This window comes from Aeromonas intestinalis (genome assembly GCF_054052485.1).
In genome coordinates, this window is record NZ_JBSTYK010000001.1 from 39,905 (window position 1) to 53,936 (window position 14,032).

11 protein-coding genes and 1 riboswitch are annotated in these 14,032 nt (G+C 62.4%); of the genes, 3 read left to right on the top strand and 8 right to left on the bottom strand.

Going from position 1 to position 14,032, the window contains the following annotated elements; genetic code table 11:
- The first annotated feature begins 15 nt into the window (after positions 1 to 15).
- The 3 genes from ACW5W7_RS00180 (at position 16) to ppx (ending at position 4,153) form a co-directional block, all read left to right on the top strand.
- Positions 16 to 528 (top strand): glycine cleavage system protein R, encoded by a 513-nt coding sequence (locus tag ACW5W7_RS00180; protein ID WP_349918476.1) that lies wholly within the window; start codon positions 16 to 18, stop codon positions 526 to 528.
- Between the two features lie 75 nt (positions 529 to 603).
- Positions 604 to 2,673: a polyphosphate kinase 1 gene (ppk1, locus tag ACW5W7_RS00185; protein ID WP_434663042.1), complete on the top strand. Its 2,070-nt coding sequence runs from the start codon at positions 604 to 606 to the stop codon at positions 2,671 to 2,673.
- Positions 2,663 to 4,153 (top strand): exopolyphosphatase, encoded by a 1,491-nt coding sequence (ppx, locus tag ACW5W7_RS00190; RefSeq protein ID WP_456500356.1) that lies wholly within the window; start codon positions 2,663 to 2,665, stop codon positions 4,151 to 4,153. Before ppk1 ends, ppx begins: the two co-directional genes overlap by 11 nt.
- Positions 4,154 to 4,224: 71 nt before the next feature.
- Here the strand turns inward: ppx and mgtE are convergent, their stop codons facing one another.
- The 8 genes from mgtE to flgF form a co-directional block, all read right to left on the bottom strand.
- Positions 4,225 to 5,568 carry a magnesium transporter gene (mgtE, locus tag ACW5W7_RS00195; RefSeq protein WP_349918479.1) on the bottom strand — a complete coding sequence of 448 codons (1,344 nt, stop codon included), beginning with the start codon at positions 5,566 to 5,568 and terminating at the stop codon, positions 4,225 to 4,227.
- 124 nt (positions 5,569 to 5,692) lie between these two features.
- Positions 5,693 to 5,862: riboswitch (M-box (ykoK) riboswitch) on the bottom strand.
- 186 nt (positions 5,863 to 6,048) lie between these two features.
- Complete coding sequence (flgL, locus tag ACW5W7_RS00200; RefSeq protein WP_456500357.1) at positions 6,049 to 7,257, bottom strand: flagellar hook-associated protein FlgL; 1,209 nt, start codon at positions 7,255 to 7,257, stop codon at positions 6,049 to 6,051.
- 3 nt (positions 7,258 to 7,260) lie between these two features.
- A complete protein-coding gene (locus ACW5W7_RS00205) occupies positions 7,261 to 9,261 on the bottom strand; it encodes a FlgK family flagellar hook-associated protein (RefSeq protein ID WP_349918482.1) in 2,001 nt (666 codons plus the stop codon).
- 3 nt (positions 9,262 to 9,264) lie between these two features.
- Positions 9,265 to 10,353 (bottom strand): flagellar assembly peptidoglycan hydrolase FlgJ, encoded by a 1,089-nt coding sequence (gene flgJ, locus ACW5W7_RS00210; RefSeq protein WP_434663049.1) that lies wholly within the window; start codon positions 10,351 to 10,353, stop codon positions 9,265 to 9,267.
- A 107-nt stretch (positions 10,354 to 10,460) separates the two neighbouring features.
- Entirely contained in the window at positions 10,461 to 11,558 is a 1,098-nt protein-coding gene (locus tag ACW5W7_RS00215) for a flagellar basal body P-ring protein FlgI (protein WP_349918484.1), read from the bottom strand.
- 23 nt (positions 11,559 to 11,581) lie between these two features.
- On the bottom strand, positions 11,582 to 12,253 hold the full coding sequence (gene flgH / locus ACW5W7_RS00220; protein WP_349922491.1) for a flagellar basal body L-ring protein FlgH: 672 nt from the start codon (positions 12,251 to 12,253) through the stop codon (positions 11,582 to 11,584).
- A gap of 98 nt (positions 12,254 to 12,351) precedes the next feature.
- Positions 12,352 to 13,140, bottom strand: coding sequence for a flagellar basal-body rod protein FlgG (gene flgG / locus ACW5W7_RS00225; RefSeq protein WP_100859248.1), 789 nt, complete (start codon positions 13,138 to 13,140; stop codon positions 12,352 to 12,354).
- 14 nt (positions 13,141 to 13,154) lie between these two features.
- On the bottom strand, positions 13,155 to 13,901 hold the full coding sequence (gene flgF / locus ACW5W7_RS00230; protein ID WP_434663050.1) for a flagellar basal-body rod protein FlgF: 747 nt from the start codon (positions 13,899 to 13,901) through the stop codon (positions 13,155 to 13,157).
- Positions 13,902 to 14,032 lie beyond the last annotated feature (131 nt).

Sequence of the window (14,032 nt, forward strand, 5' to 3'; positions counted from 1 at the left end):
TCAAAGGAGAGCAGGATGCAAAAGCAATTGGTCGTCACCGTCATCGGGGCTGACAAGCCGGGTATCGTCGAGAGCCTGGCCAATACCATCAGCCATGAGCAAGGGAACTGGCTGGCCAGTTCCATGAGCGAGCTGGCCGGACAATTTGCCGGCATCTTGCACGTCAGCGTCCCCGATGAGCACTATCGCAGCCTGTGCGAGGCGCTGGTGATGCTGCCTGGCCTCACCGTCAGCTTCGCCGAAGGTCAGCTCAGCCCGGAACCCGCCCGCCAGGTGATGCTGAGCGTGACCGGCAACGACAGGGCCGGCATCGTCCACGAGGTCGCCAGCATCTTGCGTCAGCTCAATATCAACGTGGCGGACCTCACCACCGGTTGTGAACCGGCCCCCCACTCCGGCGCTCCGCTTTTCTACGCCCATGCCCTGGTGGCCCTGCCCCCCCAGCTCGAACTGGATGCCCTCATCAGTGCGCTGGAGTCCCTTTCCGATGATCTGGTGGTCGATATCGATCAAGACCTCACCGAATAGCGCCGGCTGTCATAAATTTGTCATGGTTTGACCCCATAACTGCCGGCCAGATGCAACCGGATCACAGAGGCATATATGAGCACCGACAAGCAGTATGAAGAGAAAGAGCTGAGTTGGCTCTCATTCAATGAACGGGTGTTGCAAGAGGCGATGGACAAGACGGTCCCCCTCATCGAGCGGGTTCGCTTCCTCGGGATCTTTTCCTCCAACCAGGACGAGTTCTTCAAGGTCAGGGTCTCGGACGTCAAGCGCCGCATTCTCATCAACGAGGTGCACGGCGGTGACGACGAGGCCAAGGTGTTGCTGCGGGCCATCCAGCAGAAGGTGATGGCCCTTGGCGAGGCGTTCGACAACACCTACAAGGAACTGCTGATCGCCCTCGCCCGCCACAACATCTTCCTGGTCAACGAGAACCAGCTCTCCGATGCCATTCAGCAGTGGTTGCGGGTCTTCTTCAAGGAGAAGGTGCTGCGCCACATCATCCCCATCCTGCTGAACAAGGAAGTGAACCCGGTCAAGTTCCTGAAAGACGAGCACACCTACCTCGCCGTCGAAATGAAGAAGAACGGCCAGGTGATCCAGTACGCCCTGGTGGAAGTGCCGACCGACGATCTGCCCCGCTTCTTCCAGCTGCCGCCGGAAGGCACCCGCCGCAAGAAGCAGATCATCATCCTCGACAACGTCATCCGCTTCTGTCTTGACGAGATCTTCAAGGGCTTCTTCGACTACGACGAAATCGCGGCCTACGCGGTCAAGCTGACCCGGGACGCGGAATACGATCTCTCCGACCAGCTGGACCTCAGCCTGGTGGACAAGATGAGTGATGGCTTGAAGCAGCGCCTCACCGCCATGCCGGTGCGCTTCGTCTACGAGCGGGAGATGCCCGCCGCCATGATAAGCTTCCTCAAACTCAAGCTGCAGATAAGCTCATACGACGCCATCATGCCCGGCGGTCGTTATCACAACTTCAAGGACTTCATCGGCTTCCCCAACGTGGGCCGGGATTATCTCGAAAACCCCAAGCTGCCGGCGCTGGATTGCCGCGACTTCGACGGCTTCGTCAACGCCTTCGACGCCATCGCCAAGCAGGATATTCTGCTGTATTACCCCTATCACAAGTTCCATCACTTCACGGAATTGGTGCGTCAGGCAGCGTTTGACCCGGCAGTAAGCGCCATACGCATCAATATTTACCGGGTCGCCAAGAAGTCGCGCATCATTCACTCCCTCATCGACGCCGCCAACAACGGCAAGAAGGTGACCGTGGTGGTGGAGCTGCGCGCCCGCTTCGACGAAGCGGCCAACATCGACTGGGCCAACATCCTCACCGATGCGGGGGTCAAGGTGGTGTTCGGGGTGCCGAGCCTCAAGATCCACTCCAAGCTCTGCCTCATCACCCGCCACGAACACGGCGAGGCGGTGCGCTACGCCCACATCGGCACCGGCAACTTCAACGAGAAGACCGCCAAGATCTACACCGACTTCTCCCTGCTGACCCGCCACCCGGACATCACCGCCGAGGTGGAGGGGGTGTTCGAGTACATCGAGTACCCCTACCGGCGCTACAAGTTCAACCACCTGCTGGTCTCCCCCATCAACAGCCGTCGTCAGCTCTATCGCCTCATCGACAACGAGCTGGCCAACGCCAAGGCGGGGCAGCCAAGCGGCATCACCCTCAAGATCAACAACCTGGTGGACAAGGATCTCATCAACCGCCTCTACGCGGCCGGTCAGGCCGGGGTGCCCATCCAGATGATCATCCGCGGCATGTGCGCCCTGCGCCCCGGCGTGCCGGGCCTGAGCGAGAACATCCAGGTCATCAGCATCATCGACCGCTTCCTCGAGCACCCCCGCGTCATGGTGTTCCACAACAAGGGCAACCCCCAGCTGTTCATCTCCAGCGCCGACTGGATGAGCCGCAATATCGACGGCCGCATCGAGGTGGGTACCCCCATCTACGACGAGCGCCTCAAGCAGCGGATCCTGGACATTCTCCAGTTGCAGCTCGGCGACACCTGCAAGGCCCGCGTCATCGACGCGGATCAGAGCAACCAGTACGTGAAGCGGGGCAACCGCCGCAAGGTGCGCTCCCAGGTGGCGATTTACGATTATCTCAAACGCATAGAGTCAAACCATGGACAATAGTCTGTACGCCGCTGTCGACCTGGGCTCCAACAGCTTTCACATGGTCATCGCCCGCCTCGCCGAGGGGCGGATGCAGATCGTCGATCGCATCAAGGAGCGGGTCCGCCTGGCGGAGGGCATGGACGAGCAGCGCCGCATGTCCGAGGAAGCCATGGCCCGCGGCCTCGACTGCCTTGGCCTCTTCGCCGAGCGCCTCACCAACATCAAGCCGGATCAGATCCGCATCGCCGGCACCTACACCCTGCGCCGCGCCAGCAACGCCCGTGACTTCGTGCGCGAGGCCGCCCTGGTGCTCAATCACCCGGTCGAGATCATCAGCGGCCAGGAAGAGGCCCGTCTCATCTATCAGGGGGTGGCGCACACCCAGCACATCGAAGGCCAGGTGCTGGTGGTGGACATCGGCGGTGGCAGCACCGAGCTCATCATCGGCGAAGGGTTCGAACACAAGGCCCTCACCAGCCGCAAGATGGGCTGCGTCAGCTTCACCCAGAGCTTCTTTGGCAACGGCAAGCTGAGCGAGAAGGCCTTCAACGCCGCCGTGCTGGAGGCCCAGCACCAGCTCGCCCCCATCATCAACCAGTACCGCAAGCTCGGCTGGCAGAGCTGCCTCGGCAGCTCGGGCTCCATTCGCACCGTGCGGGACGTCTTGCAGGGGGAAGAGTGGACCGACGGCAGAATCACGCTGGCGGGGCTCGAGCAGCTCAAGACCGAGATGCTCAAGCACAAGAAGGTCGAGCAGCTCAAACTCGCGGGTCTCACCGAAGAGCGCCAGGGGGTGTTCGCCGCCGCGGTCGCCATCCTGATCGGGCTCTTCACCTCCCTGCCCATCGAGCGGATGGAGTACTCCGACGGCGCCCTGCGTGAAGGGCTGCTGTACGAGTTCGAGGAGCGGCTGCAGCACCACGACATCCGCGAGCGCACCGCCCTTGCCCTCATCAGCCACTACCGCATCGACAAGCGCCAGGCGGCCCGGGTCGAACAGAGCGTGCTGGCCCTGTTCGATGCCCTGAGCGATCCCTGGCAGATGCCCATCGAGCCCTATCGCGCCATCCTCGGCTGGGCGGCGCGGCTGCACGAGATTGGCCTTGCCATCAACTACAGCGGCATCCACAAGCACTCCGCCTACATTTTGCAAAACACCGACCTGCCCGGCTTCAACCAGGACGATCAGGCCCTGCTGGCGGCCCTGGTGCGCTTCCAGCGCAAGGGGCTCAAGCTCGCCGAACTGCCCGCCCTGCCCAACCACGATGAGCAGACGGTGCTGCGCTGCATCCGCATCCTGCGCCTCGCGGTGGCGGCCCACCACCGACGCCAGGACAATCTGCTGCCGCCGTTGAGGGTGGTCGCCGCCGGGGATCAGCTGGTGGTCACCCTCCCGACCGAGTGGTGCGAGGATAACCGCCTGCTGATGCAGAATCTGGAGAAGGAACACCGTTACTGTCAGGAGCAGGGCTGGCCCCTGCTGTTTCAACTGAGCTAGCGCCCCTTCCTTGATGCAAAAGAGGCAGCCCGGTGGCTGCCTCTTTGCTTATGCAGGGTTTTCTTGTCTGCTCAGTGCAGCTCCGGCAGCAGCCACTTGGCAATTTCGAAGTAGATGATGAGGCCGGTGCCGTCCACCAGGGTGGAGATGAAGGGGGCTGAGACCACCGCCGGATCTATCCTGAAGCGGCGTAGTACCATGGGGATCACGGAGGCGACGGTGGCGCTCCAGAGCACGATGGCGATGATGGTCAGGGTCACCACCATGCCGATCTCGGGGCCCACTCCCAGGCTCCAGGCCCGCACCCAGGCCGCCAGGGCGATGGCCATGGAGATGAGCAGACCGGTGGATAGCTCCTTCTTGAGCACGGTGCCGAGGTTTCTCATGCTCACCTCCCCCACCGCCATGGCACGCACTATGGTGGTGGTGATCTGGGTGCCGCTGTTGCCGCCGGTACCGATGAGCAGCGGGATGAAGAAGGCCAGGGCGATGGCCGCTTCCAACTGCTCCTCGAAGGCCCGCAGCACGGTGCCGGTGTAGGCCTCGGCTACGAACAGGACGAGCAGCCAGCCCACCCGCTTGCGCCACAGTTGCCAGGGCGTCGCCTGCAGATAGGGGGTATCCAGCGGTGACGAACCCCCTTGCAGCTCCGCATCCTCGGTGGATTCGAGTTCCAGGATGTCGGCGGCGTCGTCCACGTGGAAGACCCCAACCAGCCGTCCCCTGTCCTCCACCGGCAGGGTCGAGATGTCGCGATCGATGAGCAGACGGGCCGCCAGCTCCTGATCCGCACGGGCATCGATGCGCACCGCCTCCCTGTCCATCAGCTCGCTCACCGGCCGCTGAGGGTCGGCGATGAGCAAGGACTTGAGGGTGACGCTGCCGAGCAGGCGCTGATCACCGCTGACCACGTAAAGCTGCTGGAACGGCAACCCCTTGTCCCAGGCATCGTGGATCCGCTGCTTGGCGATCGCCACCGTCTCCCCCTCATGGATGGCGACGAACTCGTGACGCATGTTGGCCCCGACCGATTCGCTCGGCCACTCCAGCAGGGTGGATAGCCCCGACTGCGCCGGTTCGGGGAGGCAGGCGAGCAGTTTGCGGCGCTCGCTCTCATCGAGCTTGCGCAGGATACCGAGCAGCTCGCGCCGCGGCATGGCCCCCTGCAGCACACCGAGTATGCTGGCGTGCAGGCGCAGCAGCAGCCTGGCGGCCCCATCCGGTGGCAGGGAGACGAGCAGCTCACTCCCTTGCGGAGCAGGCAGGGTGTCGAAGATGCAGTTGAGCTCTTCCGGACGCAGGGTCAGCAGTTGGTCGGCCCGCTGGACCGGATCCAGGGTACGGGCGAGCCAGCCCTGCAGGGCAGCCAGGTCGAGCAGTTGATGACGGTTGAGCAGGTGGTGTGTTTTCTTCATCACAGATGTCCTCATGTGATCCCGGGGCAAGCCCGGAAGCAGCCGATGAACCGCGGCCGCCGCTTGCAAGAAAACAGCAATTTGATTGACGAGTAACAGGCAGGAAATGACGCCGTCCGGCGTGTCTTCATCCCCACGTACCAGCTTTAGCACTGCATAACGTATCCGGCACGCCGGAAGCCACTTGGGTTGACACCTTAATCCGATGAAAACTGTCCTGATCTTGGGCGTCTCTGGACGTCGTGAGATCAGTGGCCTGTGTTTATGCAGGAGCCTCGCCTAACGAGATGCTGCGAATAGATGCAGGGCCCTGGGCCATGCGGGCGGCATCATCGGCGAGGCGCGACCGGGAGTCAAGGCGCCGTGGCTCCTTGCAACGGGTTGTTACAAATTGGCCGAGAGGGCCTTGAAATAAAGGGCCCTGAAATGACGACTCCCCCGGGCCAGGGCCACGGGGGAGTCACGGTCAACGAGCGGAGATCAGCGGATATAGTCGAACAGGGTCAGCTTGCTTATCTTGCTGAAGGCGAGCTGGGAGGCGCTCATGGCGGCGTCTTCCTTCGACAGCGCCGCGATCACCTCGTACATGTCCGCCTCGGAGACCTTGGCCCGCGCCTGCTGGTTCAGGGTGCTGAGACCATCGTTCGAGCTCATCACCTGTTCCAGGCTGTTGAGCCGGCTGCCCACGTCCCCCTGACTTCGATCGACCTTGGTTCTGGCGTTGTCCATGTGGGTGGTGGCGTCGGCCACCGCCAGCTGGAAGTCATCCGCCGAGATGTTGGGGTCGCGCAAGGCCGAGATGAAGTCGGACATGCCATTGAGTATGTTGTCGTTCTTGGGGGCATCGAGGGCAAAGGTCTGATCCGCGCTGCCCGCCGGCAAGTCCAGGGTCAGCTCCAACCCGTTGAAGGCAATCTTGTTGCCCGCGCTGTAGTCGCCACTTTGCACCACGGTACCGCCGCTGTCCTTGATCTCGTAGGTATCCGGCGGGCCCGCCAGGGTGCTCACGGTGAATTCGTTGCTGGGCAGTGCGGAGTCGTAGTTGTTGCGATAGAAACTCTCGAAGTTGCCCTGATCCCCCACCCCCACCTTGATGTTGCCGCTGGTGGCGCTGGCGGTGCGCCGGGTCGCCACCATCTCGAACAGATCGAAGCCCGAATCGTTGGCCGGGATCTGCACGGTCGGCGAGACCTGGATGCTGCGCTGGCCCGTGTCCCCCTGGAACACATAGTTGCCGCTCGCGTCCTTGACGAAGGGCTGGGTCTTGCTCTGATTGCCGCCGAAGATGAACTCCCCCTGGGAGTTCTTGCTGTTCATCAGATCGAACATCTGCTTTTGCAGCCCCTCCAGTTCGCTTGCGATGGCGCTGCGCTCCTCGCTGCCCATGGCAGAGCTGTTCGCCTTCTGGATCAGGGTCTTGGCGCTCAGCATGGCGGTGTTGATGGAGGATAGCACTGTGTCTTCGTGGCCCAGGCTGTTCTCCAGCAGGCTGCCGTTGACACTGTACTGCTTGAACAGGTCGATCTCCTTGGTCAGGGCCAGCTTCTGGCTCATGCCGGAGGGATCTTCCCCCGCCCGGGTGAACTTGTCCCCTGTCATCAGCTGGTTGTAAGCCGTGTTCTGGCGCTCGCTGACCTTGCTCATGGTGGCCAGGTTGCGGTCGTAGATCATGTTGGTGGTGATGCGCATGGATTACCTCACGGACGACAGCAGGGTATCGAAGATGGTCTTGGCGGTGTTGACGATCTGGGCCGAGGCGGCATAGGACTGCTGGAAGCGGATGAGGTTGGCCGCCTCTTCCTCCAGATTGACCCCGGAGACGCTCTCGTAGATGCCGGTGCTCTGGGTCAATTTGGCCTCGTTGGCCTGCAACAGCGTCTTGGCCTGGCTGGTCTTGTTGCCCACCCCGGTCACCAGGGCGCTGTAGGCATCGTTGAAGGTCATCTTGTCGTTGCTGGTGGCGGCATTGTTGTTCTTGCGCACCAGCTCCTTGTTTTGCAGCTCCGCCAGGGCCAGGCCATTGGCGTTGTCGGCGAAACCGTCCTTGTTGTAGCTCAGATGGAAGCTGTCCTTGGCCTCCACCTTGCCGGTGATGCTGACGTCATAACCCGGCGCCGTCTTGGGATCGGCATACACCTTGGGGCCTCCCAGCGGGCTCTCGAGGGCGGCCATCAGGTTCTGTCCCTTGCTCGAAGCCGGTGCCACCCCGATGAGGGTGGTGCCGTCCGCCGCATAGACCTCGTAGTTGCCGCTGTTGTCTATCTTGACCACCTGGGGCGCCGCGGGATCCAGGCTGTTGGTACCAAACCCCGAGCCCGTCCCCGTGTTGTAGACACCGGTCATTTTTATTTCACCGGAGCCGATATTCTGAGAATTTTTATCTGCCTTGATGGGGGATGCCAGTGCGATATCCTCCGGGCGCGTGATGGCGGCTTCGAGTCCTGCGGCGGCATACTTGGTCGGCTGCAACAGGATCTTGTCCCCTGCCGCCGGGGTACCGGAAAGATCGATCTCGATGCCGTGTCCCGCCACGCCCACCTTGGCGGGCGGCGTGGTGCCCGTCATGAGAGAGGTACGGTTGCCGCTGCCATCGATGGCGAATACCTCATAACCGGTGGCACTGCTGAACTTCACCTCGTAATCGAAGGTGGTCACCTCGGTCCCCTTGCCGGGCACGAAGCTGACGCTGGCGGCGCCGCTGCCGGTGTTGCTGCCATAGGGCAGGCCCTTGCTGGCCGCGAGGGTGAAGAGATCCCCGCCAATCTCGTTGTCCAGATCCATCCCCAACCGGTTCTGCTGGTTCATGGCATCCGCCATGGCGACGGCCAGCTGCCCCAACTCCCGCTTGGAGGGTTCCAGATCCCGGCGAGCGGCAAAGAGGCCGCCGATGCCGCCACCGATGTCCTGATCGTTGATGTCGGCCTTGTTGGTGCCGAGGGTGAGTTGCAGGGTCGAGTCCCGGGAGTCGGGGTTGCCCGCCACTACCTTGAATTGTGCTACTCCGCCATCCAGCACCAGGGAGTGGCCCGTGCTCATGTTCACCAGCATGCTGCCGTTGGGCTGGGTGACGGTGCGGATCTCCATCTTCTCGGAGAGCTGGCGCACCGCCTCATCCCGCTGATCGAACAGCATCAGACTCTCTTCCGGCGTCCCCTGGGTGCGGATGATGGCCTGGTTCAGATCGTTGATGCTCTGGAGCAGACTGTTGACCCTGTCGGTCTCATCGCCAATGGTGGCGTTGATGGTGTCCGACTGCTTGTCGAGCTGGGCGGAGAGGGTGTGATAGCGGTTCACCATGCCATTGAGTTCACTCAGGGTGGTCTTGCGACCCCCGATCTCGGCGGGCGACTCGTTGGCGGTGTGGAAGGCCTTGAAATAGGAAGTGATGGTGGTGCCCACGCTGTTGCTGCTGTCACCCAGCAGGCTGTCGAGCTGGAACAGCTGATCGTAGCGATTGCCGGAGGCATGGTAGGCGGAGGTGTCACGACGCACCTCCCCCTGGGCATAACTGTTGATGACCCGCTGGGTCACCATGTCGCCCGTCCCCAATCCGACGGAGTTGGTATACACCAGGGTGCGTTCACGTACATAGCCCTGGCTATTGACGTTGACGATGTTGTTACTGGTGGTCTGCAGCAGTCGCTGCTGGGCCATCACACCCGAGGTTCCAATTCCAAGCAGATCGCTTGCCATAGCTTACAGCTCCATCTCTGTGTTGCCGGTTGCGGAGTAGCCGGCGATGGCGTCACTGCGCAATACCTGTTTCAGTTTGCTGGCATACTGGGGGTCGGTGGCATAACCGGCCTGTTGCAGCGCCTCGAAGTAGCGATCCGGACTGTCCACCTTGGCCAATGCCCCCTTGTAACGGGTGCCCGAGGTGAGGAAATCCACGTAGTCGTTGAAGCTCTCCTCGAACGACTCGTAAGAGCGAAACGCCGCCTTCTGGCGTGAGGCCACCCCTTGTTCGTATTCCAGGGTACTCACCACCGCCTTGGGGCCATCCCAGCGGGGATCGGCCTTGATGCCAAACAGGTTGTGGGTTATCTGCCCCTCCCCGTCCTTGATCACCCGCTTGCCCCAGCCGCTCTCGAGGGCCGCCTGGGCCACCAGCACCGCCGGGCTCAGCCCCAGCTTGTCCGCCGCCTTCTTGGCGAGCGGCATCAGCCTGTCCACGAACTCTTCCGGGCTGTCGAACACCAGTGCCGTCTTGTCCAATGTTCTGCTGTGTCCGGCGGCGATGCCTTGTGCCGGTCCCATGGGGGGAATGGCACGGCGACGGTGGGAAGTGGCCGTCGATTGGCTCCCCCCCATCTCGTTATCAGCAAAATCTTTGCCAACTTTTGAGGCCGCAATCAGATCGTTCGGTGCCGAGGTGGGGGGCTGGTAGGGTTTGTAGACCCGCTCGGTGCGCTCCGGCAGCCTGAGTACCCGGCCATCGTTGTGGGTAAAGGTCTTCTGCTCCGGGGCCAGCTGTTTGGCCACCATCTCGGCGATGCCAAGGCCCCCCTTGCTCGACATGTCGGCGACCCGCTGTTCATCCAGCATCCCCTCGTAGAACTGGGTGTAGCTGCTGTTCATGGGATTGCCTTCGGTCAGCACGGCGTTGGCCTGGCGCATCCCCTTGAACAGGGTCTGGGTGAAGATGGACTCGAACTGGCGAGCCGCCGCCATCAGCGCCTCTCCCTTGCCCTCCTTGCTCTGGCTCATCCGGCGCAGCTTGTCCAGGTTCTGGACGTCCTGCACCATGCCAAGGTTGATCCCGCTCTGGGTGTCGAACTCTGCCATACCTACCTCGTTGCCGCCCGTGGCAAGCCTTTGCCGCCCGGCGTCGACCAGATGGCCTCCCGCCGAGTGACCAGGCTTCGCATCACCGCCTCGACACAAACACCCATTTACAGGATCACCAACTGACCCTGGATGGCGCCCGCCTGCTGCAGGGCCTCCAGGATGGCCATCAGATCGCCAGGGGCCACCCCTACCTGATTCACCGCCCGCACCAGATCGTCCAGGGTCGCGCCGGTGTCGAGCTTGAACATCCGACCCGGATCCTGCTGCACGTTGATGGTGGAGTTGTTGGTGATCGCCGTCTGACCACCGGCCAGCGGATTGGGTTGGGAGACCTGCTGATTCTCGGCGATGGTGACCGTCAGGCCACCGTGACTGATGGCCGCCGGCCGCAGTTTGACCTCGCTGCCGATGACGATGGTGCCGGTGCGCGAGTTCACGATGATCTTGGCGGATTCGCTCGCCGGATCCACTTCCAGGTTCTCGATGGTGGAGAGATAGGAGACCCGCTGACCCGGATCCCGGGGCGCAAACACCTTGATGGAGGTGGCATCCAGCGCCTGGGCCGTGTTGGGGCCCACCAGATCGTTGACCACGTCGGCCACCCGCCTGGCGGTGGTGAAGTCCGGTCGGTTCAGGTTGAAGGTGATGGTGTCACCCTGGCTGAAGGAGTTCGGCACCTCACGCTCCACGGTGGCGCCGTTGGCGATGCGTCCCACGGTCGGGGTATTGACCACCACCTTGGAGCCGTCCGCCCCCTCGGCCCCGAGGCCCCCCACCACCAGGCTGCCCTGAGCGACGGCATAGACGCGGCCGTCCAGCCCTTTCAGGAAGGTCTGCAGCAGGGTGCCGCCGCGCAGGCTCTTCGCCTCGCCGATGGCGGAGACGGTGACGTCTATGGTCTGGCCCGGCTTGGAGAAGGCCGGCAGATCCGCATGGATGGCCACCGGCGCCACGTCCTTGATCTTCGGCTTGATGTTATCCGGCACCTTGATGCCGAAGTTGTTGAGCATGGTTCTGAAGGTCTGCTCGGTGAAGGCGTTGTTCTTCTCCCCCGTGCCGGGCAAGCCCACCACCAGGCCGTAGCCGATCAGCTGGTTGCTGCGCACCCCTTCCACCGAGGTGAGATCCTTGATGCGCGAGGCGTGTGCCAGCCCAAGTGGCAGGCAGCAGCACAGCAAGGCGAGCAGACGAAGTCGATTCATGAGAGCTCCTAAACCCCTGATTGCTAGATGGGCCACCAGGGGCCGTTGAAGAAGCTGGTGAGCCAGCCCTGTTCCTGGGTGTTGGCCAGATCGCCGGTGCCACCGTAGTGGATACGCGCGTTGGCGACCCGCTGGGACGACACGCTGTTCTCGGAGGTGACGTCCTCCGGGCGCACCAGGCCGGTGATGCGGATATATTCGTTGCCGTTGTTGAGCATGATCCACTTCTCGCCGCGCACCAGAAGGTTGCCGTTCGGCAACACCTTGACCACGCTGACCGAGATGTTGCCCTGCAGGCTGTTGCTCTGATCCGCCTTGGCCTGCCCCTTGAAGGCGCTGCTCTGATCCACGGAGGCCGACAGGTTGTAGGGGCTGGCGGTCACCGGCACTCCCCCGAGGCTGACCGGTGACAGGTCGAAGCTGTTGTCCTTGCCACTCTGGGTGTTGGCCTTCTTGGAAGCCGAGGTGGACTCCGCCAGTTCGATGGTGATGATGTCACCTATCTTGTGGGCCTTGATGTCCGAGTAGATGCCGTTGACCTGCTCGGGCTGGAAAATGGCACCGGTGGGACGCACCGACACCGGCTCCGATTCGCCGTAGACGGGGGCAAACTCCGGATCATCGGGTCTGGCGGTGTTGGGGGTACTGGTGCAGCCGGCCAGCGTCAGCAGGCCCAGCATCCATATGGCTTTCATCATGGGTCTCCTACATCAGGTGCGCTGGGTCAGGAAGGACACGAGGACCTCCACCGCCAAGCGTTGCCAAGACAGTCTTTTTGTCACGTTGCCTTCCCTTAGGTCCGCTGGGTCAGGAAGGACATCATGGAGTCCACCGCCGAGATGACCTTGGAGTTCATCTCATAGACCCGCTGGGCCTGGATGAGGTTGACCAGCTCCTCGGTCACGTTGACGTTGGAGGTCTCCAGCATGCCCTGCTTGATGACCCCGAGGCCGTCCGCACCGGCGGTCCCCTGGATGGGAGCGCCACTGGACTGGGTCTCGACGAAGAGGTTCTCCCCCATGGGCTGCAGGCCGGTGGGGTTGACGAAGTCCGTGGTGTTGATCTGACCGACCACCTGGGACTGGCCATCGCCCTTGAGCTGCACCGACACCTGGCCATCTTCGCCCACGGTCACGCTCTGGGCGTTCTCGGGGATCTGGATCTCCGGCTGCAGCGGATAACCGTTGCCCGGGGTGACGATGGTGCCCTCGTCATTGAGGGTGAACTGGCCGTTGCGGGTATAGGCGGCACTGCCATCCGGCAGCTGGATTTCGAAATAACCGCGCCCGCTAATCATCAGATCCAGGGAGTTGTCCGTGGTCTGCACGTTGCCCTGGCTGTGGTTCTTCTGGGTGGCGACCACCTTGGCCCCCGCCCCCAGCATCAGGCCGGAAGGCAGCTCGGTGTCGGCCGAAGAGCGGCCACCCGGCTGGTTGATGTTCTGATAGAGCAGATCCTCGAAGATGGCGCGAGCCTTCTTGTAGCCCACGGTGCTGGCGTTCGCCAGGTTGTTCGAGGTGACCGAGATGTTGGTCTGCTGGGCATCGAGGCCGGTCTTGCTGATCCAGAGTGCAGGATTCATTTAATGCTCCTTGATTAGCTGATACGCAGCAGCTGGGTTTGGGCCTCGTCATTCTCCTCGGCGGTCTTCATGATCTTGACCTGAGTTTCGAACTGACGTTGCAAGCGAATGAGATTGGTCATCTCGTCGACCACGTTGACGTTGCTCCCCTCGAGGGAGCCCGCCAGCAGGCCGACATTGGCGGAGGCCGGTTCAGTCTGGCCATCCTTGCGACGGAACAGGCCATCCTGCCCCTTGGCCACCGCATCGGCCGGCGGATTGACCAGCTTGATGCGCTGGAAATCTTCCGGCAGGTTGGGGGCGGCCCCTTCCGGGCGACCGCTGATGGTGCCGTCCCGGTTGATCTCAATCTTCTCCATGGGCAGCGGCAGCACGATGGGCTGGCCCGCGTCATCCACCACGTTCAGGCCGGTGGAGGTCTGCAGGTTGCCGGCTTCGTTCAACTGCAGGTTGCCCATGCGGGTATAGGCCTCGCCGCCGTTGGGATCCTGCACCGCAATCCAGCCCGGACCGTCGACGGCGACGTCAAGATCCCGACCCGTGGTCTGCAGCAGACCATGCTGCAGGTTCTGACCCGGACTCTCCGTCATGGCGAACACCCGCGTGGGCAACCCTTCACCAAACGCCTGCATGCTGCGCGCCTGCTCGAAGTCAGACTTGAAGCCGATGGTGTTGGCGTTGGCCAGGTTGTTGCCACGCACAGCCAAGCTGTTCATGTTCTCCTTGGCCCCGGACATGGCGATATAAAGCAGGTGATCCATGGGATCCTCCGTCAAACTGATGACTCTCGGGGGACAACTGCAAGTTGGATGCCAATAGCAGCGCGATTGGCACTAAGAGGGGGTAAAAGACGGGGAAGAGAAAACACAAGGGGCGCCGAAGCGCCCCTTTA